Annotated in this window: 26 protein-coding genes and 1 pseudogene; 16 read left to right on the forward strand and 11 right to left on the reverse strand. The window is 71.0% G+C overall.

The window, feature by feature from the left end; translation table 11 throughout:
- The first annotated feature begins 144 nt into the window (after positions 1 to 144).
- A complete protein-coding gene (locus HW130_RS09785) occupies positions 145 to 1,572 on the forward strand; it encodes a nucleobase:cation symporter-2 family protein (protein ID WP_218183350.1) in 1,428 nt (475 codons plus the stop codon).
- Between the two features lie 73 nt (positions 1,573 to 1,645).
- Here the strand turns inward: HW130_RS09785 and HW130_RS09790 are convergent, their stop codons facing one another.
- The 3 genes from HW130_RS09790 to HW130_RS09800 form a co-directional block, all read right to left on the reverse strand.
- Positions 1,646 to 2,503 (reverse strand): chitosanase, encoded by an 858-nt coding sequence (locus HW130_RS09790; protein ID WP_309140377.1) that lies wholly within the window; start codon positions 2,501 to 2,503, stop codon positions 1,646 to 1,648.
- A gap of 209 nt (positions 2,504 to 2,712) precedes the next feature.
- Entirely contained in the window at positions 2,713 to 3,372 is a 660-nt protein-coding gene (locus HW130_RS09795; protein ID WP_177149065.1) for an exonuclease, read from the reverse strand.
- A 59-nt stretch (positions 3,373 to 3,431) separates the two neighbouring features.
- On the reverse strand, positions 3,432 to 4,058 hold the full coding sequence (locus HW130_RS09800; RefSeq protein ID WP_177149066.1) for a TIGR03086 family metal-binding protein: 627 nt from the start codon (positions 4,056 to 4,058) through the stop codon (positions 3,432 to 3,434).
- 158 nt (positions 4,059 to 4,216) lie between these two features.
- On the opposite strand from HW130_RS09800, the gene HW130_RS09805 reads away from it, so the two are divergent.
- Both HW130_RS09805 and HW130_RS09810 read left to right on the forward strand, forming a co-directional pair.
- Entirely contained in the window at positions 4,217 to 6,382 is a 2,166-nt protein-coding gene (locus HW130_RS09805) for a hypothetical protein (RefSeq protein ID WP_177149067.1), read from the forward strand.
- Between the two features lie 37 nt (positions 6,383 to 6,419).
- On the forward strand, positions 6,420 to 6,956 hold the full coding sequence (locus HW130_RS09810) for a hypothetical protein (RefSeq protein ID WP_177149068.1): 537 nt from the start codon (positions 6,420 to 6,422) through the stop codon (positions 6,954 to 6,956).
- Between the two features lie 144 nt (positions 6,957 to 7,100).
- Here the strand turns inward: HW130_RS09810 and HW130_RS09815 are convergent, their stop codons facing one another.
- Both HW130_RS09815 and HW130_RS09820 read right to left on the reverse strand, forming a co-directional pair.
- Positions 7,101 to 7,307, reverse strand: coding sequence for a DUF397 domain-containing protein (locus HW130_RS09815; RefSeq protein ID WP_177149069.1), 207 nt, complete (start codon positions 7,305 to 7,307; stop codon positions 7,101 to 7,103).
- Positions 7,304 to 8,146: a helix-turn-helix transcriptional regulator gene (locus HW130_RS09820; protein ID WP_177149070.1), complete on the reverse strand. Its 843-nt coding sequence runs from the start codon at positions 8,144 to 8,146 to the stop codon at positions 7,304 to 7,306. The genes HW130_RS09815 and HW130_RS09820 overlap by 4 nt, the downstream gene beginning before the upstream one ends.
- A gap of 201 nt (positions 8,147 to 8,347) precedes the next feature.
- On the opposite strand from HW130_RS09820, the gene HW130_RS09825 reads away from it, so the two are divergent.
- From HW130_RS09825 to HW130_RS09840, 4 genes are all read left to right on the forward strand, one after another.
- Complete coding sequence (locus HW130_RS09825; protein ID WP_177149071.1) at positions 8,348 to 8,863, forward strand: ATP-binding protein; 516 nt, start codon at positions 8,348 to 8,350, stop codon at positions 8,861 to 8,863.
- A gap of 86 nt (positions 8,864 to 8,949) precedes the next feature.
- Positions 8,950 to 10,134 carry an ImmA/IrrE family metallo-endopeptidase gene (locus HW130_RS09830; protein ID WP_177149072.1) on the forward strand — a complete coding sequence of 395 codons (1,185 nt, stop codon included), beginning with the start codon at positions 8,950 to 8,952 and terminating at the stop codon, positions 10,132 to 10,134.
- Entirely contained in the window at positions 10,131 to 10,673 is a 543-nt protein-coding gene (locus tag HW130_RS09835) for a hypothetical protein (protein WP_177149073.1), read from the forward strand. Before HW130_RS09830 ends, HW130_RS09835 begins: the two co-directional genes overlap by 4 nt.
- Before the next feature lie 154 nt (positions 10,674 to 10,827).
- Positions 10,828 to 11,295: a hypothetical protein gene (locus HW130_RS09840; protein WP_177149074.1), complete on the forward strand. Its 468-nt coding sequence runs from the start codon at positions 10,828 to 10,830 to the stop codon at positions 11,293 to 11,295.
- Between the two features lie 382 nt (positions 11,296 to 11,677).
- Here HW130_RS09840 and HW130_RS09845 read toward each other — a convergent pair.
- A pseudogene (locus HW130_RS09845) lies at positions 11,678 to 11,800 on the reverse strand (DNA polymerase III subunit beta); the annotation flags it as partial.
- A gap of 258 nt (positions 11,801 to 12,058) precedes the next feature.
- On the opposite strand from HW130_RS09845, the gene HW130_RS09850 reads away from it, so the two are divergent.
- The gene (locus HW130_RS09850) at positions 12,059 to 13,231 is read left to right on the forward strand and encodes a hypothetical protein (protein WP_177149075.1); all 1,173 of its coding nucleotides are present in this window, start codon (positions 12,059 to 12,061) and stop codon (positions 13,229 to 13,231) included.
- A 74-nt stretch (positions 13,232 to 13,305) separates the two neighbouring features.
- Here the strand turns inward: HW130_RS09850 and HW130_RS09855 are convergent, their stop codons facing one another.
- Positions 13,306 to 13,527: a hypothetical protein gene (locus HW130_RS09855; protein ID WP_177149076.1), complete on the reverse strand. Its 222-nt coding sequence runs from the start codon at positions 13,525 to 13,527 to the stop codon at positions 13,306 to 13,308.
- A 31-nt stretch (positions 13,528 to 13,558) separates the two neighbouring features.
- On the opposite strand from HW130_RS09855, the gene HW130_RS09860 reads away from it, so the two are divergent.
- Genes HW130_RS09860 through HW130_RS09870 form a run of 3 tightly spaced genes read left to right on the forward strand, consistent with a single transcriptional unit; the run spans position 13,559 to position 15,914 of the window.
- Positions 13,559 to 13,876, forward strand: a complete 318-nt coding sequence (locus HW130_RS09860) for a hypothetical protein (protein ID WP_177149077.1) — start codon at positions 13,559 to 13,561, stop codon at positions 13,874 to 13,876.
- A 53-nt stretch (positions 13,877 to 13,929) separates the two neighbouring features.
- Positions 13,930 to 14,619, forward strand: coding sequence for a response regulator transcription factor (locus tag HW130_RS09865; RefSeq protein ID WP_177149078.1), 690 nt, complete (start codon positions 13,930 to 13,932; stop codon positions 14,617 to 14,619).
- The gene (locus HW130_RS09870) at positions 14,616 to 15,914 is read left to right on the forward strand and encodes a HAMP domain-containing sensor histidine kinase (RefSeq protein ID WP_177149079.1); all 1,299 of its coding nucleotides are present in this window, start codon (positions 14,616 to 14,618) and stop codon (positions 15,912 to 15,914) included. The genes HW130_RS09865 and HW130_RS09870 overlap by 4 nt, the downstream gene beginning before the upstream one ends.
- Before the next feature lie 127 nt (positions 15,915 to 16,041).
- Here HW130_RS09870 and HW130_RS09875 read toward each other — a convergent pair whose 3' ends face one another.
- Positions 16,042 to 16,872: a CAP domain-containing protein gene (locus HW130_RS09875; protein WP_177149080.1), complete on the reverse strand. Its 831-nt coding sequence runs from the start codon at positions 16,870 to 16,872 to the stop codon at positions 16,042 to 16,044.
- 275 nt (positions 16,873 to 17,147) lie between these two features.
- Here HW130_RS09875 and HW130_RS09880 point away from each other — a divergent pair, with 275 nt between their 5' ends.
- From HW130_RS09880 to HW130_RS09895, 4 genes are all read left to right on the forward strand, one after another.
- The gene (locus HW130_RS09880) at positions 17,148 to 18,101 is read left to right on the forward strand and encodes a fibronectin type III domain-containing protein (RefSeq protein WP_375256520.1); all 954 of its coding nucleotides are present in this window, start codon (positions 17,148 to 17,150) and stop codon (positions 18,099 to 18,101) included.
- Positions 18,102 to 18,178: 77 nt separating this feature from the next.
- Complete coding sequence (locus HW130_RS09885; RefSeq protein WP_177149081.1) at positions 18,179 to 19,045, forward strand: PhzF family phenazine biosynthesis protein; 867 nt, start codon at positions 18,179 to 18,181, stop codon at positions 19,043 to 19,045.
- Between the two features lie 401 nt (positions 19,046 to 19,446).
- Entirely contained in the window at positions 19,447 to 19,998 is a 552-nt protein-coding gene (locus tag HW130_RS09890) for a DUF6232 family protein (RefSeq protein WP_177149082.1), read from the forward strand.
- Entirely contained in the window at positions 19,998 to 20,357 is a 360-nt protein-coding gene (locus tag HW130_RS09895; RefSeq protein ID WP_177149083.1) for a hypothetical protein, read from the forward strand. The genes HW130_RS09890 and HW130_RS09895 overlap by 1 nt, the downstream gene beginning before the upstream one ends.
- 74 nt (positions 20,358 to 20,431) lie before the next feature.
- On the opposite strand, the gene HW130_RS09900 is transcribed toward HW130_RS09895, so the two are convergent.
- Entirely contained in the window at positions 20,432 to 20,938 is a 507-nt protein-coding gene (locus HW130_RS09900) for a hypothetical protein (RefSeq protein WP_177149084.1), read from the reverse strand.
- Positions 20,939 to 21,350: 412 nt separating this feature from the next.
- On the reverse strand, positions 21,351 to 22,463 hold the full coding sequence (locus HW130_RS09905) for an NADAR family protein (protein WP_177149085.1): 1,113 nt from the start codon (positions 22,461 to 22,463) through the stop codon (positions 21,351 to 21,353).
- A gap of 599 nt (positions 22,464 to 23,062) precedes the next feature.
- On the opposite strand from HW130_RS09905, the gene HW130_RS09910 reads away from it, so the two are divergent.
- Positions 23,063 to 24,349 carry a cytochrome P450 gene (locus HW130_RS09910; protein WP_177149086.1) on the forward strand — a complete coding sequence of 429 codons (1,287 nt, stop codon included), beginning with the start codon at positions 23,063 to 23,065 and terminating at the stop codon, positions 24,347 to 24,349.
- A gap of 98 nt (positions 24,350 to 24,447) precedes the next feature.
- Here HW130_RS09910 and HW130_RS09915 read toward each other — a convergent pair whose 3' ends face one another.
- Positions 24,448 to 25,848 carry a cytochrome P450 gene (locus HW130_RS09915; protein WP_177149087.1) on the reverse strand — a complete coding sequence of 467 codons (1,401 nt, stop codon included), beginning with the start codon at positions 25,846 to 25,848 and terminating at the stop codon, positions 24,448 to 24,450.
- Positions 25,849 to 25,892 lie beyond the last annotated feature (44 nt).

Here is a 25,892-nt window from a genome sequence, read left to right on the forward strand (position 1 = left end):
ACCCCTCGGTGAAGGTGACTCGTGCCAACAGGTTCCGGCACGGTCGCCTTCCGCACCACCGGTCTGGGCGATCCGGTATGTGCACGCCGCATCAAGAGCAACGACTGCATCACCTGCACCACCTCCATGACACCCATGTCCCCGATGACGTGTTACCCGACCGGAGGCACCGCCGTGGCCGCGCACACCTCGACCGCCGAGACATCAGACCGGAAGCATCCGGTCGACGAGACCCTTCCGCCGTTCAAGATGTTCACCACCGGGCTGCAGCACGTGGCCGCCATGTACGCGGGTGTGGTGGCCCCGCCGATGATCGTCGGACCCGCTGTGGGCCTCGACGCCAAGGACACCGCGTTCCTCATGGGCGCGAGTCTGTTCACCGCCGGAATCGCGACCCTGCTGCAGACGCTCGGCTTCTGGCGCGTCGGCGCCCGGCTGCCGTTCGTCAACGGCGTCTCGTTCGCCGGTGTGACGCCGATGGTCGCGATAGGCCGCGACCGCGGGTACGACGGGATCGCCGTGATCTTCGGCGCGATCATCGTCGCCAGCGTCCTGGGTTTCGTCCTGACCCCGTACTTCTCGAAACTCGTCCGCTTCTTCCCGCCCGTCGTCACCGGCACGGTCATCACCCTGATCGGCGTCTCGCTGCTGCCCGTCGCCTTCAACTGGTCGCAGGGCGGCAACCCCGCAGCCGACGACTACGGTTCGATGAAGAACATCGGCATGGCGGCGCTCACGTTCGTCGTCGTGCTCGCCCTGCGCAAACTGCTGCGCGGCTTCCTCCAGCAGATCGCGATCCTGCTGGGCCTGGTCGTCGGCACGCTCGTCGCCCTGCCGCTCGGCATGACGAACCTCGACGCCATCAAGGACGCCGGCCTCGTCGGCTTCCCGACGCCGTTCCACTTCGGCGCACCGCAGTTCGAGATCGCCGCCATCGTCTCCATGTGCATCGTGATGCTGGTGTGCATGACCGAGTCCACCGCCGACATGCTGGCGCTCGGCCGGATCGTGGAACGCCCCGCGGACGAGCGCACCATCGAGGGCGGCCTGCGCGCCGACACGCTCGGCTCGGCCGTCAGCCCGCTCTTCAACGGCTTCATGTGCAGCGCCTTCGCCCAGAACATCGGGCTCGTCGCGATGACGAAGGTCCGCAGCCGCTTCGTCGTCGCCGCGGGCGGCGGCATCCTGATCCTGCTGGGCCTGTGCCCGGTGGCCGCCTCGGTGATCGCCCTGGTGCCGCTGCCGGTACTCGGCGGCGCGGGCATCGTGCTCTTCGGCACGGTCGCCTCGAGCGGTATCCAGACGCTGGCGACGGCGGCCCTGGAGAAGGGTGAGAACGCGCTGATCGTGGCCGCCGCCGTCGGTGTCGGGCTGATCCCGATCGCGGCGCCCGAGTTCTACCACGCCTTCCCCGAGGACCTGCTGGTGGTGCTGGACTCGGGCATCTCCACCGGGTGCATCGTGGCGATCGCGCTCAACCTGGCCTTCAACCACCTGGGGAAGAGGAGCACGTCGCCGCAGGGCGCCGCGTCGGAGCCGGACACGGTCCCGGCGCAGGCCGCCGTGCACTGAGGACGCGGACACGACGCGGCGGGCGGCCCGGGAACAGTCCCGGGCCGCCCGCCCGCGTCGTTCGGGGGCGGCGTCAGCCGATGTGGTAACTGTCGCCGTAGACCTTCCAGTCCAGCGGTGTGTCCAGGCGGAGGTTGCCCTTGTTCAGGAAGACCCGCTGCGCGGTGTCCACGCGGCTGGTGTCCTCGTGCGCCTCCTCCTGCTTCATCGCCCGGACGCGGGCGTCGAGGAACGCGTGCAGGTACGCCTTCTCGTCGCCGCCCCGGGCCGGCGGCCTGGCCTTCGCCAGCGCCTTCCTGCGGATGCTGCCGAAGCTTGTGCTGTCGCCGCCGTCGCCGTGCATCACGATGGCGTCGTAGTAGACGAACTGACCGAGCACACCGAGGCCGTCCTGCTTGCCCCGCTTCACGGCCGGGTCGAAGTACACGCGGTCGCGCTCGTCGTTCTGGGCCTTCTTGAAGGCCGGGTCCTCGGCCGCCTTGCGCCAGTCGCGGGCGAAGCCGGGGTCGAGTCCCTCGTGCGAGTCGGTGCCGTCGACCTTCCGCAGCGCGGGCAGGTACTTCGCCAGTACGTTGCCGGGTTTGCGCTGCGTGTAGAGCTCGACCAGATCGAGCATGTCCCCGGTGCCGGAGCAGAAGCCGATGATGCCGGCGGTGTAGCCGCGGCCGTCCCCGATGTCCTCGATGTACCTGTACTGGGCCTTCCAGTCGAGCGAGGAGTTCTCCGCACTGGAGACGATCCGCATGGCGATGTCCTTCTTCGCCGGGTCGTCCAGCCCGACGGCGGCCACCACCGCCGGACTGCTGTGCTGCTCCGGTTCGGCGGCGCCCGCCGCGACGGCGGTGGCGGGAAGGGCGACGACAATCGCCCCGAGTACCACGCGCGGGAGGAGTCCGAGCCGGTTGCGGGTGCGCTTGTGGGGGGTGGGCACCGTGCCTCCAGGGGGAGTTCGCCGGGGAGTTGCTCTGTTAGGAAACTTTCCTACCAGCCTTCGCCGGGTCGCGTACACCCCTGCGGGCGGTCCGGTTGCGGCCGCTTCCTGTCACGCGCAGAAAGCCGCGACGGGTCCACGCGGTCGTCATCGGGGCCTCCGACGCCGAGGAGTGGCCAAGTGACCGGTTCGGGGGCGCCGGAGGAGCCTCAGCCGGCCTCCGCCGCCGCTTTCGTCTCCGGCTCCCAGAGCATGAGGTTGCTGAACAGCTCCGCCTGCTCGACGGCGTCGTCCAGGGCGTGGTGGGTGTGCCGGCGTGCGGACAGCAGCGCCGGCGGCATCGTTCCCTTCGCCACGGCACGGAGCGGCAGGCGGGCCTTCGTCGCGTACAGGGTCTTCATGTCCAGGCAGCCGGAGTGGCCGAACGGGCTCCCACCGGTGAACCGGATCAGGTACCAGTAGAGGAACGTCCAGTCGTACGACGCCGGATACCCGCACATCACCGGCTGCGCACCCGCCTCACGAGCGGCCTCGCGCACCCAGGCGGCGAACTGGGCCATCGCCGCCTCCGGTTCGCCGCCCTCGCGCAGCAGACGCCCGCGGTCGAGACCGCTGACGGCAAGCGCCTCGGGCACGAAGTCGTCGCTGATGGGCGGCAGTTCGCGGTAGAAGGTGCGTGCCTCGGGATCGGCCGGCGCGTAGCCGTCCGCGTCCTGACGGCCCGCGACGGCGGCACCGAAGCTGATCATCGAGTACGGGCCGGGGATCGGGCCGTCGGCCTCGACGTCGACGGAGATGTAGAGCGAGGGCTTCGGATCCGTACGGCGCGATGTGCGCGACGTGCGTGAACTGGGTGACGTGGGTGACATGGAGGGAGCATGGCAGCCGCAGGCCGGCGAGGACCGGGGGCCCGGCCGGCCGCGCGCGGTCAGCGGGCGTCCGCCGGCGTCCAGCCGGGGCGACGGCCGCTCAGGCCCACGATCCGGTCCAGCAGCGGTGCGCCGTCCGGCACTGCCACCACCGGACCGAAGATGCCCTCCCGCATCCCGTCGTCGCCCGTCGGGGTCAGCAGCTCCCGCGACACGGCCATGCTCGCCTCGTCGGGCGCGTACGGCCGGCCCGTGGCGCGGGCCAGGTCCCAGCCGTGGATGACGAGCTCGTTCAGCGCGACCCGGCCCGCCACGGCCCCTGGCAGCGTGACGCCCCCGGCCTGGGTCATGCCCTCCCACGCGCCCGGCCCCCTCCATGCCTCGACGAGCTCGTCCAGGCGCTGCGGAATCGCGGTGCGCCAGTCGTCGGCCAGCACCGGACGCTCGTCGTCCGGGCTGCCCTCGGTGGTCGGGCCGAGATCCTTGCGCGCGGCGTCCCGGAAGGCCGTGGCCAGTCCGTGGATGTGGGCCAGGATCTCCCGCACGGCGTACGCGGGGCACGGCGTCGGGTCGCCCAGCTTCTCGTCGCCGATGTGGGGGAGCAGTCTCACGATGCCGTCGGCGGCGGACCGGAGGTCGGGTACGGGTGTCGCCCCGGAGGCAGCAGGTGTGGCAGAGGCAGTCATGCAGGGGTGACCGGCCGCGGCCCCGGAACTCATCGGCGCACCGCCGGGCAGTCCGTCCACCCCGCAGGAGGCGCAGGTGAGCCGGTCGCTCGCTCGATCGGGCTACCCCGCGTCCGGTGGAGCCGCCTACGGCCTGCCCGGTTTCATACGCTCCCCGCGTGACTCGTACCACTGCGCTGAACACCGGACTCGACGACTTCCTCGCCTGGGCCGCCCGGGAGCGGGGCACCGCCCTGCCCGCGCGCCCCGCGGACGCGGTGCTGACCCTGCTCGCGCTGCGCGGCGCGGACCGCAGGAGCGGCGTGCCCGAACCGACACCGCAGCTGGTCGCCCAGGTGCTCCACGAGGACCTGCCCGGGCTGCTGTGGGCGTCCGACGAGGAGCTGGCCGCCGTGCCGGCCGTGCTGACGGCGCTCGCGGACCGCGTCCGCGCGGCGGGCCGTCTCAACGCCAAGCGGCACGCCCGGCTGCTCGCGGCGATCGACGACGCCGTGCCCGGCTTCCGCGCCGCCATGGCCGACCCGGCCGCCCTGACGTGGCCGCGCTGGTACGCCTCGCTCCTGAGGGCCGACGGCACGGACCCGGACGACGCCGACGCCGTACGGGCCTGGCTCGACGCGCACGAGCGCACCCCGCGGGCCGACCGGCCCGCGCTCCCCGAGCCGCTGCACCGCTTCGAGATCGCCGGCCGCACCTTCGCCACCCGCGCACGGCTCGCCGAGGCGCTGCTCGGGGCCTTCGCACGGGACACCGCCGGGACCTCTCCGGCCGGTCCGCTGCTCCCGGCCCCGCCCCTCGACGCCGACCGGCCCGACGACGCGCTCGGCGCCGAACTGGAACGCATCGCGGACGCGTTGACCAGCCGCTGGACCGCCGCCGGGCTGACCGAGGCGCTCGCCGGGCCCCACGCCGGCCTGGCGCCGAGCCCCGAGGCACTGCCCCACGCCGCACTCGCGGACCGCATGCTCGACGAACACCTCGACTACTACGGCGCGTCGTCGGTCCCCCTGCCGCCACCGGCCCGCGTGCCCGCCCCCGGGGACATCCGGGCCCTGCTGCACGCCGCCCCGCTCCCGGCCGCCCTGGCCGCCGGCGGCGACCTGGACGACGAACGGCGGGAGATCTCCGAACGCTGCGGCCTCCCCGGGCCCGCGACCCCCGTGTGGGACGAGGGCACACCGCAGGAGCTCGTCGAGCTGGCCGCCGACATCCTCGCCGCCCAGGTCGAGATGCTGCCCACCGTGAGCGGCCCGCAGGACAACTGGTCCCTGGACGGGGCCCACATCCTCTACTCCCTCTACGAACGCGGCAGCACACCGGACTCGGTGGCCCGCAAGGCCTCCGACACCGACGTCGCGGAGATCCCGCCCGAGCTGGAGGACGCCCCGACGCAGGTGCCCGCCATCGCACCGGCGGCGTACGAGACCCCGTCCCCCGAGGAGCTGTCGGTGCTGCTCGGGCTGCCCGGCCGGACCGAGGCCGACCGCGACGCGATCGACGCCACAGCCCGCCCCCTGGCCGCGCTCGTCGACCGCCTGGCAGAGACCGGCTGCGTGTTCCGCCGGGGCGACACCTTCGGCCTGACGCCGCTCGGCGGCGCGGTCGTGCGGCACGTGATGGCCGCGGGACAGGTCGCCGCGCCCGACGCCGGCACGGTCGCCGGATGGGACGCGGCGCACACCGTCGCCGCGGTCCGCAACTGGCCCCCGCGCATCGCGGCACGGACCCTCGCCGCCTGGGCAGACCGCCGGGCAGACGCGGACAAGGAGAGCGGCGCGGCCTGGGTCCCGCTGCTCACCGCGGTCTCCGAGGCGAAGGCGGCCGACCGCCAAGGGACCCGCGTGCGCGAGTGCTTCGCCCTCCTCGACCGGGCCGGCATCCCGAACGCGGCCCTGCGCGCCGTGCTCACCGACCCGGTGACCGGCGCCGAGGCGCGCCGCCTGCTGCTCGCGCGCGGCGAGGACGTCCCCGGGGAGAGCGTGCCGCCGAGTGCCCGGGCGACGCTGCTCGCCGAGGAACTGGACGCACGGTGGACGGACGACATGCGCGCGCATGTGGCGGAGCGGCAGGAGAACGGCGGCGCCCGCGTCCCCGGGCCGGACGAGATCCCGCCCACCACCCTGCTCCCCTCCTTCGACGAGGAGGCAGCCGTCTGGCCCGGAGGCGCTCCCGCCTTGATCCGGGCCCTCGCAGCCGAGGACCCCGGCACCGCCCACCGCGTCCTGACCGCCCTGCGGGACCACCACCCCGACAAGCGGGTGTCGGACGCCGCGGCGCACGCCCTGAAGCCCGCACACCGGGCAGCCGGGCGCGGCCGCCGCTGACCCCGTGGCGCCACGGAGTTGCGGATACCGTGGCGTCATGTCCGCGTTCATACAACAACTTCCGGCCCTGGTGGGTGTGGTGATCGGCGCACTCGGTTCCTACCTGGCGATCACGCGCGGCGACCGGGCCCGCTTCCGGCGCGAACAGGCGGCGCGCTGGGAGGAGCGGCGGCTGGCGGTGTACTCCGACTACGCGCGGTCCCTGAAGAAGTCGGTCACCCTGACTTACCGGGTCGCGGCCCACCTGGGCAACGACCCGCATCCGCACCCGCTTTCACCCGAGGACGCGGCGCCACTCCTCGCCGCGGCGAGCGACGCACGCGACCCGTCGGGCGAGGCGCTGTTGATGCTCGGCTCCCGTGACGTGGTGCAGAAGGCGCGCGAATGGGTCGTCGTGGTGCTGGAGATGGAGAGCTTCCTGCGCGAGGGCCGGCGCGCGCCGGACGCCTGGTCGGCCCTGCTGGCGAAGCAGCGCGCGGCTCGGGAGACGTACTACGCCGCCGTACGGGACGACTTGGAGCTCTCACCGGGCCACTCCGGTCGCTGGGAGCTGCCGCCGGGGCGCGACGCGTAGCAACGGCCCCCTCCGCGCGTGTCCGGACAGGGAATCGCGCAGGTCGGGCGAAGAAGGCCGACCGAGGCTCGCGTACAGCCGCGTACAAGAAGGCGCCCCGTCACCGGAACACTCCGGTGACGGGGCGTCGTCCTTCTCGGGCACTCAGTCGCGCGTGGCGAACTCCACGAAGGCCGCCCAGCCCTCTGCGGCCACCCGCAGCGTTGGTCCCGCCGTGACCTTCGAGTCGCGGACATGGATGGTGCCGGGACAGGCCGCGACCTCCACGCACTCGCCGCCCGACCCGGTGCTGTAGCTGCTCTTGAACCAGGCTGCTTCGGGCACAGCCTGTGCGGGCTCTTCGACGTTCATGCCTCTCCCAGCAACTTCTCGACGAGTTCCAGCGATTCGCGCGGAGTGAGCGCCTGCGCCCGGAGGATCCCGTACTGCTCCTCGAGATCCCGGACCGACGTCCGATCCGTGTAGAGGCGGCTGTCCTTGTACGCCTCCACATACGCGATCCTCTGCCCTTCTTTCGTCTCGATCAAGGTGAAGGGACCTTCCAGCCCAGCATGCTCCTCCTGCGCGATCGGCATCACCTGGACTTCGACGTTACGGCGATGCCCATGCAGCAGGATCTGCTCCAGCTGCCCCCTCATCGCAGCGCGTCCTCCATGAAGACGGCGTAACAGGAATTCCTCGATGACGAAGCTGATCGTGCGCAGTGGGGTGCGGGAGAAGATCTCCTGGCGGTCGAGTCTTGCTGCGACTCGCTGAGTAATGGTCTCTTCGCTCAGAAGCGGACGCCACATCCTGAACACCGCCCGCGCGTACTCCTCCGTCTGCAAGAGTCCGGGGACGGCCTTCGTCGCGTACACGTGGAGGGCCACCGCCTGCGCCTCCAACCGCGCCGCGTCCCGGAAGAACGCCGGGTACTGCGCCCGCGCGACCTCCTCCTTGCTCGCCTTCAGTAACCCGCCCGCGTCCAGCAGCTCGTCCGCCTTGTCGATGAACTTCGGCGGCGGAATGCGACGCCCCTGCTCGAACGACGCGATCGTCGACGCCGAGTACCCCGTCATCGACCCGAACTCGGCCCGCTCCAGACCCGCCCGGATCCGGCAGAGCTTCAACTGCTGCCCGAAGACGTGCAGGATCCCCGACCCCGCCTCGTGCTCGTATCCGTGCTCCGGCTGCTCCTGCTGATCGTCCACGACCCCGTACCTTCCCGTCCCCGTACCGTCCGCCCGCACACAACGCCACTCCGCACACCGCTCCCCGTGCCCAACTCCCCACGCCCCGCCCACGGTCACGCTCTACGCCGCGTACAGCACCGCCCGCCCCCGCGTACACCCCGCACCCGTCATCGCGTCCCTCCTGGTCAACGGTATGCACGGGCCGCGAGCGTTTCCCCCATGAACGGAGCGATTACCCCTCACGTGGCACCGGCCCAACCACCTGCCCACGCCCGCGAGTTCTCGATGCAGTTCACGTCCACCCCGCGTGGCGCGCGCCTTGCCCGCCGACTGGTGTCGCACCGGCTGGACGAGTGGGGCTACCCGTACGGCTCGACGCCCAACGAGACGATCACCCTCATCGCCGCCGAGCTGACCGCGAACGCTGTCCGCCACGGCCATGTCCCCGGACGGGACTTCCACCTCCGCCTCACCGCGAGCCCGAGCCCGACCCCGGCTCCCGCCCCGACCGCCACCCTCCGGATCGAGGTCGCCGACACCCGTACCGAGCGCCGCCCCGCACACGAGGTCGCCGACACTCCGCCGCCCCTCCACGAGGAGTCCGGCCGCGGTCTGTACCTCGTCGCCCGACTCGCCGACCGCTGGGGTGTGGCACCCCGGGTTGCCGCCCCGGGTAAGCAGGTCTGGGCGGAGCTGCACCTGCCGTCCGTCGGCCCCGGCGCCGGGCCTGCTTGAGCGCCCCGCATACCCACTCGGACTGCAGCGGGACGCCGCCCCGCCACCCCGTTGCGATTTTCGCAACGATTCAGTACGGTAAATGAATGGACGAGACTGTGAGCGACCGCGTACGCAGGGTCATGGAAGCAGCCTCCGTGAGTCAGGCTGCCTTCGCCGAGAGAGTGCGGCTCACGCCCGACAAACTCTCGAAGAGCCTGACCGGTGTCCGGCGCTTCACCTCGCTCGATCTCGCCCTGATCGCCGAGGCAGGCGACACCACGGTCGACTGGCTGCTCACCGGGCGTGCCCCGTCCCAGCCGTCGTTCGCCGCGCGGACCACTGACGAGAGCGTGCCCGAGCGGGACAAGGTGGACCAGGTCGCCCAGCGGTACACCGCCGCGTACGAGGTGCTGGAGCTTCTCGGCCGGCTCCCGAAGCTGCCGGCCCTGCCGGACGTCCGAACGGAACTGGCACTGCACATCGACCAGGGGAGGCAGCTCGCCGAGGACGCGGCCCGGGGCCTCGCGGCCACGGGGGAGTGGGCGACGGGACGCGAGACCGACGCGCTGATCGCGGCATGTGCCAAGGCGTACGGGGTGGACGTCGCGATCACGGCGTTGCCCGACGGGGTGAACGGAGTGACCTGGCAGACCGACACCTTTCGGCTCGTCCTCGTGAGTCCGAGCAGCGTCTGGACGCGGCAGCGCTTCACCCTCGCGCACGAACTCGGACATATCCTCGCCAGGGATGCGCAGGACCCGATGGTCGAGAAGCGGATCCGACCGGGCAGGGTGAAGGACCTCACGGAGGTCCGAGCGAACGCGTTCGCGTCGCATCTGCTGATGCCGGCTCCCGAAGTCGAGAAGCGATTCACACAGGTTGTCGCCGCCGACGGGCCGCTCGGCAGAGACGCCTTCGCGCGCCTCGTGGTCGAGTTCAAGGTGTCACCGAGCGCACTGGCCGTGCGGCTGGGGCAACTGGGGCTGATCGACAAGGACGTTCGGGACCGGCTCCGGGTCCTCACCGCGGAGACGTGCCACCTGATGGCGGGAGCTGCCGCCGAGTTCCAGCGGCAGCTGGCCTGGGCGGAGGCCCGGCAGTTCCCCGCCCGCATCGCGGATCAGCTCTTCAGCGGTTACACGGCCGGAGAGACCACGCTGCGGCCGCTGGCGTCGCTCCTCGGCGTGGAGGTGGACTGGCTGCACGACGTACTCGAGCCGGAACGCAAGGGCGCGGCCGATGCTCAGGCATCCGACCTCGACGCGAAGGACCCGGTCTTCACTCCATGAGGCTCTGCTGGTTCCCGGACAACACGGTCCTGTGCAATTTCGCTGCCGTCGATCGTCTCCCGCTGCTGGAAGCGGTGCTCGACGGACGAGGCCGTTGGACGCAGGCCGTGGCCTACGAAGCCGAGCAGTCGAGCAGGCATCATCCGCCACTGCGTGGGATATCGGAGGGCGGGTGGCTCAGGGACCCCATCGAGATCACGGACTCCCGTGAGCTGACCGAGGTGGAGCGGGTCCGCAGAGCAGTGTTCGGTGGTGTGGCGTCGCAGCCGCTGAAGCACCTCGGTGAGGCGGAGACGTGCGTACTGATCACCATGCGCGCCGAGTTACGAGACTCGGTGTGGATCACCGATGACCGATCCGCCGGCACCTACGCCCGTCGCAGAGGCATCACGACCAAGGAGACGTACGACCTCGTGAACGAGGCCGTGGTCGGTGGGCTGATCGCTCCCGGCGATGGTCACGGCGTGCTGGGGGCGATGGTGACCGCTGGCCGTCATCTGCATCGTGTATCCCGGCGCCCTTCGGACCTCCAACAGTAGGGCGTCATCAGGGCCCTGACGCAAAGGCCGGTGTCGTCCGCCGGGCCCGACGCGATGACCGTTTCGTACGCCTCCCCCGAGCACCGAGCTCGACCGTCAGGTTGGATAGGCCTCGTGGCGATCCATGTTCTTTCAGCTGACCAGGAGGGGAACTGTGGCCGAGTTGCTGCGGCAGGAACAGCTGGATGTCGAAGTCGCTTTCCGAGGGTTCGGCTTCCAGGAGTCCGATGACAGCGCGGTGCCTGCGCCGTTCGGGGACGACTACGAATGGGGGGTGTTCCTGAATCAGCATGTGCGCCGGTTCGATCTCTTCAGCGCAGGTCACACCCACACGGCCGCGGTGACGGTTCGCATCTGGGACGGCGAGCCGGAGGCGGAGAAGGCCGACTGGGACGATCAGGGAGAGGTTGACTTCGAGTCGACCACCGGCGATGTCGCAGTGTGGACGACGACTCTCGGTCGCTCGCAGCAGTTGATCCGCCTGGGTTCGGCGGGCATCTGGCGGGTCCGAGTCGGGTGTACCGGCCGTGCCGAGGTCGAGAGAGTGACACGCACGGAGGGCGGCGCGTACGGGGTGGAGCGGTACGTGATGGATTTCTGGCCCAAGGCACTCGAGCACTGAAGCGCCGGCTGCAGTTCACGGGCTACAGCAGGCTGCGCCCCGTTCGTTTCAAGGACCCAGCGGCAGACAGCCGATGCCCCGCCACAGTACCCATGTGTCCGGCAGCGGCGAACGGGCCTGGTCGTCGTCCGGCGCCCAGGCGTGGACCGGTCCTGCGCCGGTCGCGTCGAAAGGCCGCCAGCCGGGATCGCCGGACCGGGCGAACGCCGCCCAGGCCGCGACCACGCGCCGTGACAGACGGTGATCCGCAGGGGAAGGCGGGCCGCCGATGAGGAACTCGACGGCGGGCAGGGCGGGATTGCCGACGCGAAAGGCATGTCGGCACAGTGCCAGGCCTTCACGCCCTGGGGACCGGTGCGCCGCCGGTCGAAGCGGGACATTGCCGTCCCTCCGCCGCGTCCAGCATCAAGCCGCCCAGCACAGGAACAGGCGAACGTGCGGGCAACGACCTGGCCGCCCAGGCCACGGCCTCGGCGAGAGCGCCTCGCTCGATCCGGAACTCCATCCGTACATCCCCCATCGCGTCGCACCAGTTGGTCCGCGCACGCTATATGTCGCCGCTGACAACGCTCGGTCCGTCCCGGTACACCTCGTACAGGGCGAGGGAGTGGCTTCATCGAGCAGTAGTGACGTCACTGTCGACGGGCTTGGGAGGCACCCCGTTCGACGGTGGGGTGGTGTTGTTCAGTCAGGGAGGCACCGGATCTCAGGGATCGAGCACGGCGGCGACGGCCTCGATCTCGATGACCTTTAGGGTCAGGGCATGTCGATTCGGAAGCAGGCCACGCCGCCAAGGCTGATCACGGTCGGCGACGTGGTGGCCGCTCATTCGCGGGATCTTGGGGAGTGGACAGCCGCGCAGATAGTCCGGCTCGATGCCGATTCCCAGACAGCGGCCGTACTCGAGTTGGACTGGTCCGGCCCCGAGCCGTCGTCCGTGGCCGACCTCGGCGACGTCGCCCCGCTCAGGCTCACCCACCACTCATGGAACGGGGCGCTGTCCTTCTGCAACCACGCATGGGTCCTGCCCCGCAGCCACAAGGTCGTCGGCGCGATGCCCCTGCTCCACGACAAACCGGCGAACTGCTGGGCCTCCGGATGGCGCCTGGGCGATCAGCTCGCCCGGCAGCGGCGGTGGGAAAGCGGCGTCCACGAGGACCCGATCGCAGCCTGGAAGGCGAAGTACACCGGAGAGACGGTCAATGAATTCCTCAGCCGGCCGACAGCACCAAGACCGGAGGTCACCCACCTGACGATCACGGACATCGACTCCCTCGACTGCGCTCAGCTCGTCCAGCGCTTCCCCGGGGCGACCTGGCTCCATCTGCACGGACGCCTTGGCCTCCTCTCCGCCGCTGGCGAGCTGAACCGGCTGACCTCTCTCCAGGGGATCCGCATCGTTGACCTGTTCGGGATGACTGCAGAAGACAGTCTGCGACCTCAGTGCACGCCAGAGCTGGAATCAGTGGACCTCTACAGCATCGCTGCCGAGTACGCCTCAGCCATGCGCAGCACCTGGCGACCCGAGATCCCAGCGGGCACCTACGTGTCCGTCGTCCGGGCCCGCAAGCCCGAATGGGTCGAGGAGAACCGGAACAACCCGTTGCGCGACTGGGACGGTCGCGAACAGATCAGCACCGCCACCTTCAAGAGGGCTGTCGCCCAGTACAAGACGACTCGGAAGGCGATCCTTCACGTGTTCGCCGAAGAGCCCGCAGACGTCCGATCGACACGCATGGAGGAGATCGGGCGTGCCTATGGTGAGGCGTTCAACAAGCTTGACCGCCGATCGGGCTTCATCGAGACCGTTGAGCGCGAAGAGCTCTTCGCCGCCCTCGACCACATCGTGAACGAGGCCGAAGCACTCCACGGCCCTGGCCTCGAAGGCGCCCGTGACAGTCTTGTCGTCGGAGTGGAGTCCGTCCGAGACTGGTAGCGAGGCACCCGTCGTCCTGCCAACGCCCCGTCGGTTCCCGTTGGACCGCTCATGCTGGACCGCCTGCGCCGGCGCTAGTACGACGTCTCGCTCACGCTCGCCCGGTCCGAGGGCTCCGTCGTGGCCGTGATCTGCGAGCGGTGCCCGGTCGCGTCGAAGGTCACCGTCAGCGTCTCGGGCGCGCTCTGCGTCGTACTCGCGGTGAAACCCTGGTTCGGCACAGCCGATATGAGGCACACCCCGCCGCTGCCGTAGCGCACCGTCGCCTTGCCGCCGCGCGACGAGATCGTGTGCACGCCCGAACCGCCCTCCTCGCACCAGTCGCCCGTGTCCTCCCCGGACGGCCCGGCCGGTTCCTTCGGCGGCGGCGCGGTGGTCGTCCGGGACGCGGGCGCCGGAGTCACCGGGCGCGGCTTCACCGTCGTCGGGGTGGGACTCGGCGTCGCCGTGCGGGTCGGCTTCGGCCTGGGCTTCGGCGACGGGCTCGGGCGCGCGGACGCCGAGGCGTGCGGCGCGGCCATGAAGTCCTTCGGCGCCGACTGCGCCACCGGCGCGGTCGGGCGGGTCGAGCCCACCACGAAGTGGATCGTGATCACGACAGCCGTGACGCTGGCCGCGGTGCACGACAGCCAGATCAGCAGGTAACGCAGGAGGCGGGACACGACACCATAGTGACGGACCGGCTAACGTGCCTGCCCATGGCCTGCGTACTTGTCGTCGAGGACGACCCCGTGATCCGTGCCGCCCTGATCGAGGTGCTCACCGGGCACGGGTACGCCGTCCGCACCGCCCACCAGGGATTCGAGGCGCTGCGCGAAGTCACCCAGGCCCTGCCCGACATCGTCGTGCTCGACCTCGGACTGCCCGATATCGACGGTCTCGACGTCCTGCGCATGATCCGGGGCATATCGCGGGTACCCGTCCTCGTCGCCACCGCGCGCGACGACGACGCGGAGGTCATCAGGCTCCTCAACGCCGGAGCGGACGACTACATGGTCAAGCCCTTCTCCGGCGGCCAGCTCGCCGCCCGCATAGCCGCCGTGCTGCGGCGTTCCGTACCGGCCGCGCAGGAACGCGACCAGCAGCCGGTCGTGCAGGTGGCGGACCTCAGGATCGACCCGCTCGCCCGCACCGCGCACCTCGCGGGCCGCGAGCTGAGCCTGACCCGGCGGGAGTTCGACCTGCTCGCCTACCTCGCCGCCCACGCGGACCAGGTCATGTCCCGCCGGCGCATCCTCGCCGAGGTGTGGCAACAGCCGTACCTGGAGGACCAGACGGTGGACGTCCATCTCTCCGCACTGCGCAGGAAACTGGGCGAAAGGGCCTCCGAACCGCGCTATCTGCACACCGTGCGCGGTATCGGCATCAAACTGGTCGCCTCGCCATGAGACGAGCACTCGCGGGCATCGCCCTCGCCGTGACCTCCATGGTCGCGCTGTCCTTCCTCATCCCGCTCGCCCTCCTCGTACGCGAACAGGCCAGGGACCGCGTCACCACCGCCGCCGAACAGCGCGCGGGCGCGCTGTCCCCCGTCCTCGCCCTGACCACCAAGCGGTCCGACGTGCAGCAGGCCGTGGCCGAGCTGGACCTGCGCGACCAACTCGCCGTACGCCTCCCCGGCGGAGAGTTCGTCGGCAGCCCGCACGCACCGAAGGAGGCGCTGGAGCGCGCCGTACGGAAGCGCGAGACCCTGGCCATGGACATCCCCGAGGGCTGGGTCTACCTCCAGCCCGTCGTCCTGCCCGGCGACCGGGTCGCGGTCGTCGAGGCGTACGTGCCGGCCGCGGACCTCTCCCGCGGCGTAGGGGCGTCGTGGGGCGTCATGTCCCTGCTCGCACTCGGTCTGGTGGGCGGATCGGTACTGGTCGCCGACCGCCTCGGCGCCCGGGTCGTCCGCTCCTCGCGCGGGCTCAAGAGCGCCTCGCTCGCCCTGGGTTCCGGGGACCTGGACGTACGCGTGGAACCTGACGGTCCACCCGAACTCCAGGAGGCAGGCGTCGCGTTCAACACCATGGCCGACCGCGTCGTCGAACTGCTCGCCGTCGAACGGGAGATGGTCGCCGACCTCTCGCACCGGCTGCGCACCCCGCTGACCGCGCTCTACCTGGAGGCGGACCTCATGAGCGGTACACCGGGGGCGCGGCGGATCACCGAGGCCGTCGGCCGGCTGGAGAGCGAACTGGACTCCATCATCGCCGCGGCCCGCACCCCGCTCGCCACCACAACCGCCTCCCACTCAGCACCGGGGCGGCCGTGCGAGGTGACCGAGGTGGTCGCGCTGCGACTCGACTTCTGGTCCGTCCTCGCCACGCAGCAGGACCGTCTCTGCGAACGTTTCTTCACCCCGCGGCCGACGCCCGTGCTCTTCCCGGAGGACGACCTCGCCGCCGTCGTCGACGCCCTCATCGGCAACGTGTTCCGGCACACCCCGCAGGGCACGGCCTTCGCCGTACGCGTGGAGCGCACCGACCGGCACGTGCTGCTGACCGTGGACGACGCGGGGCCCGGAGTCGGGGACCCGGAGGCCGCGCTCACCCGGGGCGTGAGCGTCGGCGGCTCCACGGGCCTGGGCCTGGACATCGTGGCCCGCGCGGCGCACACGGCCGACGGCGAACTGCACATCACCCGCGCCCCGATGGGCGGGGCGCGGGTGCGGGTGTCGTTCGCGCTGGCGGGTGCCTGAGGAGCGGGCCCACCGGCGCGGGGGCAGCGGCTCGGGGGCAGCGGCACGGGGTGCGGCGGTGCGCGGTCCACCGGCTCACGGGGCTGAGCGCTCGCGGTTCGGCGCCTCGCGGTCTCCCGGCGTACGTCTACCGGCTCGCGCCGAAGTTCTGCGTCCACCACGGGCCGCCGTCGCCGACGTGGACGCCGACGCCCAGCTCCTCGAAGGAGCAGTTGAGGATGTTGGCGCGGTGGCCCGGGCTGTTCATCCACGCGTCCATGACCGACGCGGCGTCGGGCTGCCCCTGGGCTATGTTCTCGCCGAGCGTGGACCAGGCGTATCCGGCCGCCTCGACGCGGCTGGTCATGGTGGAGCCGTCGGGCCCGGTGTGGGACATCACGCCGGAGTCGGCCATGACGTCGCTGTAGTCGTCCGCAGCCTGCGTCAGCCGGTCGTTGGCGGTGACCGGTCCGCAACCGGCGGCCGATCGCTCCTTGTTGACGAGCGCGAGGACCTGCGCCTCGGCGCCGCTCGGCGCGCTGTCGCCGCCCGCCTGACTCGTCCGGGCCGTGGTGGCGGGCGTGTTCGTCGGCGTGCTCCTGTCCCTGCTCGCCGCGCGCTCGGCCGCCGCCGACCGCTCGGCCGATGCGCTGGGGCTCGCGCTCTTCTCGGACTTCGCCGGCTTGGCGGGGAGCGGGCTGTGCGAAGGGGACGGGCTCGCGCTGCGGGTCGCGGAGGGAGACGCGAGAGGCGTGGCGACGCCGCCCGCGACCTCGTCGGCCGAGCCGCTCGCCGTGTCGGCGCCGTCGGCCGACACCCGGTCCGCCTGCCCCTGGTCCCCGCCCGAGAAGGCGGTGACACCCGCGCCTGCCGCGACCGTGATCGCGCCGAGGGCCAGAACGATGCCCCGCGCCCGTGGAGCGCCCTTGGGCCGGGCGTGGGAACGGGACGGCTTGCGGGCGGCTCTGTGGGAACCCATGCGGCGACACCTCGGTGACGGTTCGAAGGATGGTCGGTCCAACGAAAGATCCCGGCAGGCGCGACCGCGCCCACCGGGATTCGTGGGGGGTTGAACGAGAGCGTAGGGGGGACCGGCTCCGGATGGTGCGCCGGAAACGCATCTTCAAGAAGCCATAAGAAAGCCTTGAGGCTGAGGCAAGGTACGTCCCGCCGCAAGGCTTGAAGCGGGCCGAGAGGTGTGCGATACAGGTCTGGACCAATGCTCGTCAGTCTGCCGCCCGCGGAGGCCCGACCGTGCGACGTCCCCCCACCATGGCCGCGTTGGCCTGCCTCGCCGCCCTGCCGCTCGCCGCGTGCGCCGGCGACCCCGAGGACACCGAACGCCCCACCACCCCCACCGGGGTCACCGCTCAGGCGAGCAGCGCCACCACCGTCCACGTCATGTGGGAGACCTCCTCGGACAACGAGGAGGTGACCGGATACGAGGTCTACGAGAAGGGCAACCGGGTCAGGACGCTGCCCGCCACCAAGCACATGGTCGACGTCGACCGCCTGAGCCCCCGGACCGCGTACCGCTTCACGGTCCGCGCCCGCGACGCGGCCGGGAACCTCTCCGGCCCGAGCACGGCGATCTCGGTGACCACCCCGGCAGCGGCCCCGGACGACCGCGGCGCGCCCACGCCCCCTGGCAGCGTGCGCGGCACGGTGGACGGCAGCAGGGCCGTGACCCTGACCTGGGCCCCCTCGACGGACGATACGGGCGTCACGTCGTACGACATCTACCAGGAGGACTCCCGCGTCCACAGTGTGCAGGGCACCCGTGCGACGGCCCACGTGACGGGCCTGCGCCCGGGCACGGTCTACACGTTCACGGTCCGCGCCCGCGACGCCGCCGAGAACTCGTCCCCCGACAGCGCCCCGGTCGACCTCACCACCGCACCGGCCCCGGGCGACAAGACCCCGTCCACGGCCCCGACGTCCCTGAAGGCCACGGCTCGCAAGGGGGCGATCGACCTGTCGTGGACGCCTCCGCGCACGGGCGCCCCGGTGCGCGAGCACCGGCTGTACCTGAACGGCCGCCCGGCGACGACGATCGTCTGGGGCGCGGAGCCACCGGCGGGAACAGCCACGTACACGATGACGATCACGGACCCCCCGGGCACCCGCTACAGCATCAAACTCCGCGCGAAGCTGACGGACGGCAGGTGGGGGGACTTCTCGGCGCAGCGGACGGTGGTGGTGGAGTAGGGGGGCCTCCAAGATCCGCCCGGCCGGGGCGCGGGCCGGCCGGGAACAAACCTCTCCGGCCCCTCGTTCCGCCGATCATGACCACGACGCACGAAGTCCTGCGCTACACCGCCTTCTCCGACGACCCCGCCGGAGGCAACCCCGCAGGGGTCGTCCTCGACGCGGCAGGGCTCGACGACGCCGCCATGCTCGCGATCGCCGCCGAGGTCGGATACAGCGAGTCCGCGTTCCTGACGGCGCCGCCGCAGGGGCTCGGAGGGGAGACCGGGCGGGCGTTCACCATCCGGTACTTCAGCCCCAGGGCCGAAGTGCCCTTCTGCGGACACGCCACCGTCGCCACCGCCGTCGCTCTGGGTGAGCGCATCGGGACCGGGGACCTGGTGTTCGCGACACGGGCGGGGACCGTGCCGGTGACGGTGAGCGAGGAGGGCGGGACGCTCCGGGCCACGCTCACCACGGTCGAGCCGCACAGCGAGGTCATCGCCGACGCGGACCTGACCGAGGCGCTGGCCGCCCTGCGCTGGCCCGCCGCCGACCTGGACCCGGCGATCCCGCCCCGCATCGCCTTCGCCGGTGCCCGCCACCTCGTGCTCGCCGCCGCGACCCGTGCACGACTGGCCGACCTGGCCTACGACTTCGACCGACTCGAAGCCCTGATGCGCCGCCTCGACCTGACCACGGTGCAGCTGGTGTGGCGGGAGTCGGAGCGCGTCTTCCACGTACGCGACCCGTTCCCCGTGGGCGGCGTGGTCGAGGACCCCGCGACGGGCGCGGCGGCAGGCGCGTTCGGCGCGTACGTGCGTGAACTGGGCCTGGTCCCCGAAGAGTCGGTGCTCACGCTCCACCAGGGCGAGGACATGGGTCGCCCCGGTGTCCTGACGGTGGAGCTGCGGGCGAGGGACGGGCGGGTACGGGTGACGGGGACGGGCGCGCGGATCGGGTGAGGGAAAGGCGGCGGCCCAGTCTGCGTGAGCGTCCCGCCCGGCCCGTCGCCCCAGCCAGCTGCCGCGGGGCGACAACCGCCCACGCCGCGACGGAGCGTCCGCGCCGGCCGTGCGAGGGGACGTCAACTCTCCACAAGAGCCGCACACTTGACGGGGAAATCCGGCTTGCCTCCAAAACGCGCTGCGTGGTTAATGGTTTTCACTCAGTGATCAGGCATATCGCCCGGACCTCAGGGGACAGACAACCGATGCAGACGACGGAGTCGACCGGCGAGCCGGAGGGCGTACCACGGCATGCCACGCAGGAGGCCACTCAGGGGGCGCCGCCCTCTGCGCCGCCCCCCGGCGTGCCGCACGTCCCCGCGCAGCACACGCCGCAAGCCACACCGCCCTTACCTCCCGTGCCACCACGGTTTGTCGGCGGCATCGATCTACGGGTCACCAAACGACTGCTGTGGGTGGGAGGTGCCGCCTACCCCCTGCAGAACATCGCGCGGGTGCACACCTTCACCCTCCACCCCAAACGCAAGGAAGCGGTCCTGCGCTTCCTGAAGAACCTGGGCATCACACTCGCCGTGGCGATCGCCCTCACGATCCTCGGCGGCATGGCCGCCTTCGCGAGCCGGGAAGCGGGCAGCGGAATCGTCACGTTCGTCTGGCTCGGCACCTTGGCCGCGCTGATCTACTCCCTGGTCGAGATGATCTCCGTTCTGGCGGCGCCGTCCCACTACGTACTGGCCGTGGAGACGTCCGGCCCGTCCACCGCGGTGGTCACCAGCAGAGACCCGCAGCACCTGAACCACCTCGTCGGGCGCATCGCGCACGCGATCGAGCATCCCGACACCGAGTTCCAGGTGAGGGTGGACACCATCACGATCAGCCCGAGGAACTACTACTTCGGGGACAACGTCAACATGTACGGCGGTACAGGAAACGTGGGGGTGGCCAACTGATGAGCGGCGACAGCTATTTCTTCGGCGACAACGTCAACATGCACGGGGGCAGCGGCAACACCGGCATCGTCAAGAACCAGGGGGCCGCCGCAGCCGCCCCGCCCGTGTCTCCCGCTGTCCAGGCGGCCGTCGAGGAGCTCCTCCGGCTGGTCGAGGACCTCCGCGACAAGCTCCCGCCCGCGAGCGCCCAGGTCCTCGACGACTCCCTCCCGGACGTCACGGCCGATGCCACGGCGCAGCCGCAGATCCGCAACCGCGCCCTCCTGGCCATCGCCGGCATCGCCGCGACGGTCGGCGCGATCGGACAGCCGGTCCTCGACGCGGCCAACAGCCTTATGGAGCTGCTGGGCGCGAAGTAGTAGAGGAGGGCCGCTTCACCGGCACCGAGGCCGTCGGGTGGGTCCGTCCCCTGCCCGGCGGCCCTGTCTCGTGGTCATCTGCGGCCGTCCAGCAGGCGGGCGAGGTCTCCCGGCGTCACGTCGAAGGGAAGCCGCCCGTCGTCGAACAGATGGATGCCGCAGGTGCGGTAGATGTCGTCGGCCGCCTGTGAGCAGATCATCTTGTCCGAACGCGCCACGCGCGAGCGCAGGAAGCCGGTCGCCAGTGGCAGCCGGAAACGGTAGGCCGCCAGGTAGAAGTACGTCGTCCAGTTGTAGCCGGTGCCGACCCGGCTCCGGGCCTCGGCGACGACGGCGTCCCGCTGGTCGCTCCGCAGCTCCCAGGGGACGACGGCCTGCTGTCGGCCCTCGTACTTCGACCAGGGGCTGATGACAGCCCCACCCGGCTGGGCCTCGAAGACGGTGCCGTCGTCCAGGGCGACCGCCACATGCGTCCAGCGGCTCAGGTCTCCGTTGAGGGCCTGGAGCAGCCACACCAACTTTCCGGCCAGGCCGCCTATCTGGGTCAGGACGATGGAGCCGGGCAGGGGAGCAGAAGCCATGGCGGTCACCTCTCAGAGGACCTGCGGATCCGTGAGCCGAGAAGTCGGCGTCGTCGTCCAGGTGAGTATTCCCAGCGTGCTGTGCAGTCCAGTCCAGTCCCGTCCTGTCGGCTCCGGCCCTGGACTGTCCCGTGACCGGGCGACCGATGTCACCGTGTGCTGGTGCCCCATTCGACGGCGACCTCCCGGTGCGCTGTCGCGTTCGGTCGGGACCCGCAGGCGCTGTAAGACGGGTGGCTCGCGCCCAGTGGGCAGCGGTTCGTGTCGGAACGGTCCCAGGCCCGTGCCCCGGTCACCGTTCAGGTGTTCCAGTTACTCGAGACGCGGGAGTGGTTGGCAGCTGCCGCAGATGGACGGGCGGCAGGTACGCGTTCGGGTGAGGTGAGCGGCCTCGGCGACCACGCCGCCCCCGTCACCCCAACCCCGCCCGCTGCGCGTGCAGTTCCGAGCGAATCAGTTCCAGCAGGCGCCCCACCCAGTTGCGGCCCCGGCCCGCGTCGTCGCCCCAGAAGGCCGAGTCCGCGTCGGCGTAGACGAGAGTCGCGTCGGCGGTCGACAGCAGGAAGTCGGCGAGGTCGGGGTGCTGGGCGTACTTGGCGCGCAGCAGGCGGTGCATGACCGCGGCGCGGGCGTGCTCCCAGCCGTCGTGCTGCGGGGCCTCGGCAGCGAGCCGGGCCGCCGCGGCCGCGGTGTCGGCGTTCGTGATCGCGGTGCGGACGGCGGGATCCGCGGTGGACAGCGCCCAGTACGCGTGCGCCGCCGAGGGATACGTGACGCCGTCGATGTCGACCGGCGCCGGGAAGTCCGTCCGCAGCGACAACTTGGTCCGCGCCTCCGAGGGCTTCAGTGGGTAGACGTGGGGGACGTGGACGGCCGGGGCGTGCGGCGTCGCCGGGCCGTCCGCAGGGACACGGGAGGGCCGTTCGGCGATCCAGCGGGCCCGGTCCTCGAGGAACGCGATCGCCTCGTCGTACTCCTCCTGCGTGACCGGGTCGTCCGGCCACTCCTCCGTGTGCCCGCCCGGTCCCGCCACGAGGACCTTGAGCGGCTCGTCCCTGTGGTCCATGTCGCCCAGTGCGTAGATCCGCTGGGTCCTCGGAATGGCGTGGTACGCGGCGCGGACCTCGGCGCGCCTCTCCTCGGTCCGGTCGGCGAGGAACGCGTCGACGGCCGCCAGGCACCGGTCCGTCGAGTCGGGGCGGCCGTTGAGCTGGTCGATCGTGTCCCGGACCTCGGCAAGCATCACCTCCGGGGTGAGCCAGGTGCGCGGCTCGTGGAACGTCCAGCCCGCCAGGTCGTGGCCCGACGCCCGTGCGCCTTCGGGGAGTTCGGTGGCGACCCATCCGCTGCGGAGCTTCTGCTCGAACTCGTCGAGGGTGACCAGGCCCCAGCAGTCGACGAGCCCGTCCGCGTAGATGAACAGGTCGGTGAGGAAGTAGTCGCCGTTGCGGATGAAAGCGTGGCGCCACGTGCCGGGGACGCGGACGCCGTCCGCCATGCGATGGGTGACCCGTCTGCCGATCATGACGCCATTGTGCAGGTCCTCGTATGCACAGGGGCACGGGGTGGGTCCCCGGCAGAAAAGCGCGGGCGGAGGACCGGCCGGAGAGATGGATGACCGGCGGGAAAACCGGGTGATCACTACCTCGGCCCCTGTCTGGCCGCCCGGACCCGCGACGGACTCGACCGGTTGCCTGCCACGGTGCCGGGCCGCGAGACCAAGGCCCGTCTCGTCGCCTGGCTGCTCGCCGACCCCGCGGACCTGCCGGCCACCCTGCCCTTCGCCACCGGTCTGATCTCTGCGCCCGCCTTCGAGGATGTCACGTGTCAACGCGTCGCGGTCGTGACCGGTCGAGTCTTGCACCATGGTGTTTCCCCCGTTCAAGCCTCTCGCGTAGAGGCGCTGATCAGTATCTTCCTTGGGCCTTCACGCCGAGGCGGGGGAAGCGGTGTTTCCTCTCGGCCATTGCTCAAAACCCGGTGCGGGACGAGGACCAGCGGTAGGGCCGCCGCCGCCTCAACGCTCGTTTGGCCGTGGCGCAAGTTGGCAGACTCCGAGTCGGAACCCGCCTGCTTGGTGCCGTGCCTCTATCCGAGTCTCTCTGTCTCACCACTGGAGTGTCCGTGGACCTGACGAACCGCAAGCTCTTCCCCCTCGATCCCCATGCTGACCCCATGGAGGAGGCTGAGCAGCTCCGCGCGCTCGGACAACTGGTGGCGGTGGAACTGCCTGGAGGGGTGCCGGCCTGGGCAGCCACAGACCTCGCCACGGCGCAGCGGGCTCTCGGGCATGAGGACCTGACGAAGGATCCCGCTTTTTGGCCCGCGCTGGCCGATGGCCGGATAGCGGACGACTGGGAACTGATCGCCCTGGTGCGTGGGGCCGGGATGCTCCACATGGACGGCGCCGATCACCGCAGGCTGAGGCACTTGGTGAGCTCAGGCTTCGCGCGGGCGCCCATCGAGGTGCTCAGGCCCCGCATCGAGCAGACAGCTGAGGAGCTGCTGGACCGGTTGGCGGCCACGGCCAGTCCTGATGGCACCGTCGACCTGCGGGAACACTTCGCATTCCCGCTGCCTGTGACCGTCATCTGCCATGTCCTGGGCGTACCGGACTCGTCGGTCGCCGAGCTGCGCAGCCGCTTCGATCGCCTCGTCACGCCCCAGAAGGGCGCCACCGGGGACGATGACATCCGGGTGGCCGTGGCAGACATTTACAGCTCCCTGTCGGCGCTCATCGACTGGAAGCGCACCGATCCCGGGGACGATCTCACCACCGCATTGATCCAGGCCAGCGACGACGGAGACCGTCTCAGCCAACAGGAACTGATCGAGACACTGTTCCTGGTGCTGATCGCAGGGCACGAGACCACGATCAACTCGATCACCAACACGGTCCACGCCCTCCTGCGGCACCCGGTCATGCTGGCGGCCGCCCTGGGCACCGAGGATGATACGACCTGGGCCAATGTGGTGGAGGAGGGCCTTCGTTACTCCCCTCCCGTGCGTCACGTCATCCTGCGGTACGCGGTGAAGGACACCGAGATCGCGGGCGTTCGGGTTGCCAAGGGTGACGCCGTCCTCGCCAGCGTCCTACCCGCCGGGCGGGACACGGGCCGACACGAGCACCCCGACGCATTCGACATCGGAAGAACCACGAGCCGAGAGCATGTCGCTTTCGGGTTCGGTGCGCACTACTGCCTGGGAGCGCGGCTGGCCAAGCTGGAAACGGAGATCGCGCTTCGTGCACTCCTGCGCCGCTACCCCGACCTCACGCTGGCTTCCGAGCCTGCCCGCCTGACGTCGATCTCGCTCCAGGGTTACCAGTCCCTGCCTGTCCATCTGAACGGCGCGGACGGAACGCCGACCGGTGCACTGCCGGTGGACCAGGACGCAGCCGTGACTACCTGAGCGGCGCGGGCCGCCGAATAACCCGGGCGAGCGGCGGTTTTCGCATCGCCCCGTGGGGTCCGGATCACGTGATCCGGACCCCACGGCTGTTTCTGGCGTCAGCCAAAGAGCCTGCGCCACCACGGCTTGCGGACCGCGACCGCGACCGGCGCGGGCGCGGGGCCGACCGAAGGAGCGGCAGCCGGCAGCGGCTGGGCGGAGGACGAGGGGGACGGGCTGCCGCCAGCGCTCTCCTTCTTCGGCCGCAGGGGCGTGAAGCGCGCGGGCAGGTTGTCCAGGCGGGAGGAGACCAGGGAGCCGGTCACGTGCAGGTCGTCCTCGGGCACGGCGAGCTCGATGTCGTGCAGCCGTGCGAGCAACGTGTCGATTCCTGTGTCCGCGATGGCCCGCCCGATGTCCTGGCCCGGGCACTCGTGCGGCCCGGCGCTGAAGGCAAGGTGTGAGCGGTTGCCGTGCACCGGGGCGGACAGATCGGGCCGGATCTCGGGATCGACGTTGCCGGCCGCCAGGCCCAGCATCACCAGGTCGCCTGCCTTGATCTCCTGGGTGCCGAGCCGTGTGTCGCCGGTGGCCCATCGGGTGGGCACCACGGTGAGAGGCGGTGCGTCCCACATCACCTGGTCCAGCGCGTCCGGCAGCGTCATCGCACCCCCGGACAGGCTCGAGCGGAAGCGCCGGTCGGTCAGCACCATCCGCAGCGTGTTCGCGATCAGGTTGGTGGTGTTCTCGGTCGCAGCGACGACGGCGTGCCGCAGGTGCTCCATCGCCTCGTCGTCCGTGAGGGCCGACTCGTGGCGCAGCAGCCAGCTGGCGAAGTCGTCGCCGGGCTGCTCCTTCTTCCGCTTGACGAGATCCTGCAGAACACCCACGACGAATTGGTTGCTCTGCAGCGCTGTTTCGGTGCCCTTGACCATGTCACGCACGGCTGCACCCAGCGGCAGCGCGTCCTGCTCGGACACGCCGAACTGCCGGGCCATGACGAGGACCGGCAGCTTCTCGGCGAAGTCCGCCACCAGGTCGGCCCTGCCGGTGCCGGCGAAGTTGTCGACCAGCCGGTGCGTGTAGCGCACGACATGGCGCCGGATGCCGTGCCGGTTGAACCGTGCCAGGCCGTCTGTCACTGCCGCCCGCAGTCGTGCGTGCTCCGGGCCGTCGGTGAAAGCCAGCAGCGGTTGCCATGCGGTCAACGGCAGCAGCGGGGAGTCGGGCTGCAACCGGACGTTCCATATGCGGGAGTCGTTGGAGTACAGGGAGGGCGAGCGCATGACCTCCAGATTCTCCCGGTGTCCCAGTACCAGCCAGGCCGGTACGTCACCGGGAAGAAGCACGGGCGCCACCGAGCCGTGCTCCTGACGCAGCTTGGCGTAGAACGCGTAGGGCTCCTCCGCTTCCGGTCCGTACATCCGTCGCACCCCAGGACCGAGTGTGTGTGCCGGGCACCCGGGAGGCGGAATCGCCGCGGCCGATATGCCTGACGAGTCGGGGTACGGGGTGGTCACGAGGCCTCCGGGAAGCAGCGGCGCGGGGGTGTCGCGCACAGATG

Source organism: Streptomyces sp. PKU-EA00015, assembly GCF_013387495.1.
In the GTDB taxonomy this organism is placed as follows: Bacteria; Actinomycetota; Actinomycetes; order Streptomycetales; family Streptomycetaceae; genus Streptomyces.

Coding starts and splice junctions, on each gene's coding strand:
- HW130_RS09895 (WP_177149083.1), top strand. CDS start 19,998: ATGAGCGGCGACAGCTATTTCTTCGGCGACAACGTCAACATGCACGGG.
- HW130_RS09900 (WP_177149084.1), bottom strand. CDS start 20,938: ATGGCTTCTGCTCCCCTGCCCGGCTCCATCGTCCTGACCCAGATAGGC.
- HW130_RS09825 (WP_177149071.1), top strand. CDS start 8,348: ATGAACGGAGCGATTACCCCTCACGTGGCACCGGCCCAACCACCTGCC.
- HW130_RS09785 (WP_218183350.1), top strand. CDS start 145: ATGACGTGTTACCCGACCGGAGGCACCGCCGTGGCCGCGCACACCTCG.
- HW130_RS09815 (WP_177149069.1), bottom strand. CDS start 7,307: ATGAACGTCGAAGAGCCCGCACAGGCTGTGCCCGAAGCAGCCTGGTTC.
- HW130_RS09865 (WP_177149078.1), top strand. CDS start 13,930: ATGGCCTGCGTACTTGTCGTCGAGGACGACCCCGTGATCCGTGCCGCC.
- HW130_RS09835 (WP_177149073.1), top strand. CDS start 10,131: ATGAGGCTCTGCTGGTTCCCGGACAACACGGTCCTGTGCAATTTCGCT.
- HW130_RS09830 (WP_177149072.1), top strand. CDS start 8,950: ATGGACGAGACTGTGAGCGACCGCGTACGCAGGGTCATGGAAGCAGCC.
- HW130_RS09875 (WP_177149080.1), bottom strand. CDS start 16,872: ATGGGTTCCCACAGAGCCGCCCGCAAGCCGTCCCGTTCCCACGCCCGG.
- HW130_RS09870 (WP_177149079.1), top strand. CDS start 14,616: ATGAGACGAGCACTCGCGGGCATCGCCCTCGCCGTGACCTCCATGGTC.
- HW130_RS09905 (WP_177149085.1), bottom strand. CDS start 22,463: ATGATCGGCAGACGGGTCACCCATCGCATGGCGGACGGCGTCCGCGTC.
- HW130_RS09800 (WP_177149066.1), bottom strand. CDS start 4,058: ATGACTGCCTCTGCCACACCTGCTGCCTCCGGGGCGACACCCGTACCC.
- HW130_RS09885 (WP_177149081.1), top strand. CDS start 18,179: ATGACCACGACGCACGAAGTCCTGCGCTACACCGCCTTCTCCGACGAC.
- HW130_RS09795 (WP_177149065.1), bottom strand. CDS start 3,372: ATGTCACCCACGTCACCCAGTTCACGCACGTCGCGCACATCGCGCCGT.
- HW130_RS09810 (WP_177149068.1), top strand. CDS start 6,420: ATGTCCGCGTTCATACAACAACTTCCGGCCCTGGTGGGTGTGGTGATC.
- HW130_RS09850 (WP_177149075.1), top strand. CDS start 12,059: ATGTCGATTCGGAAGCAGGCCACGCCGCCAAGGCTGATCACGGTCGGC.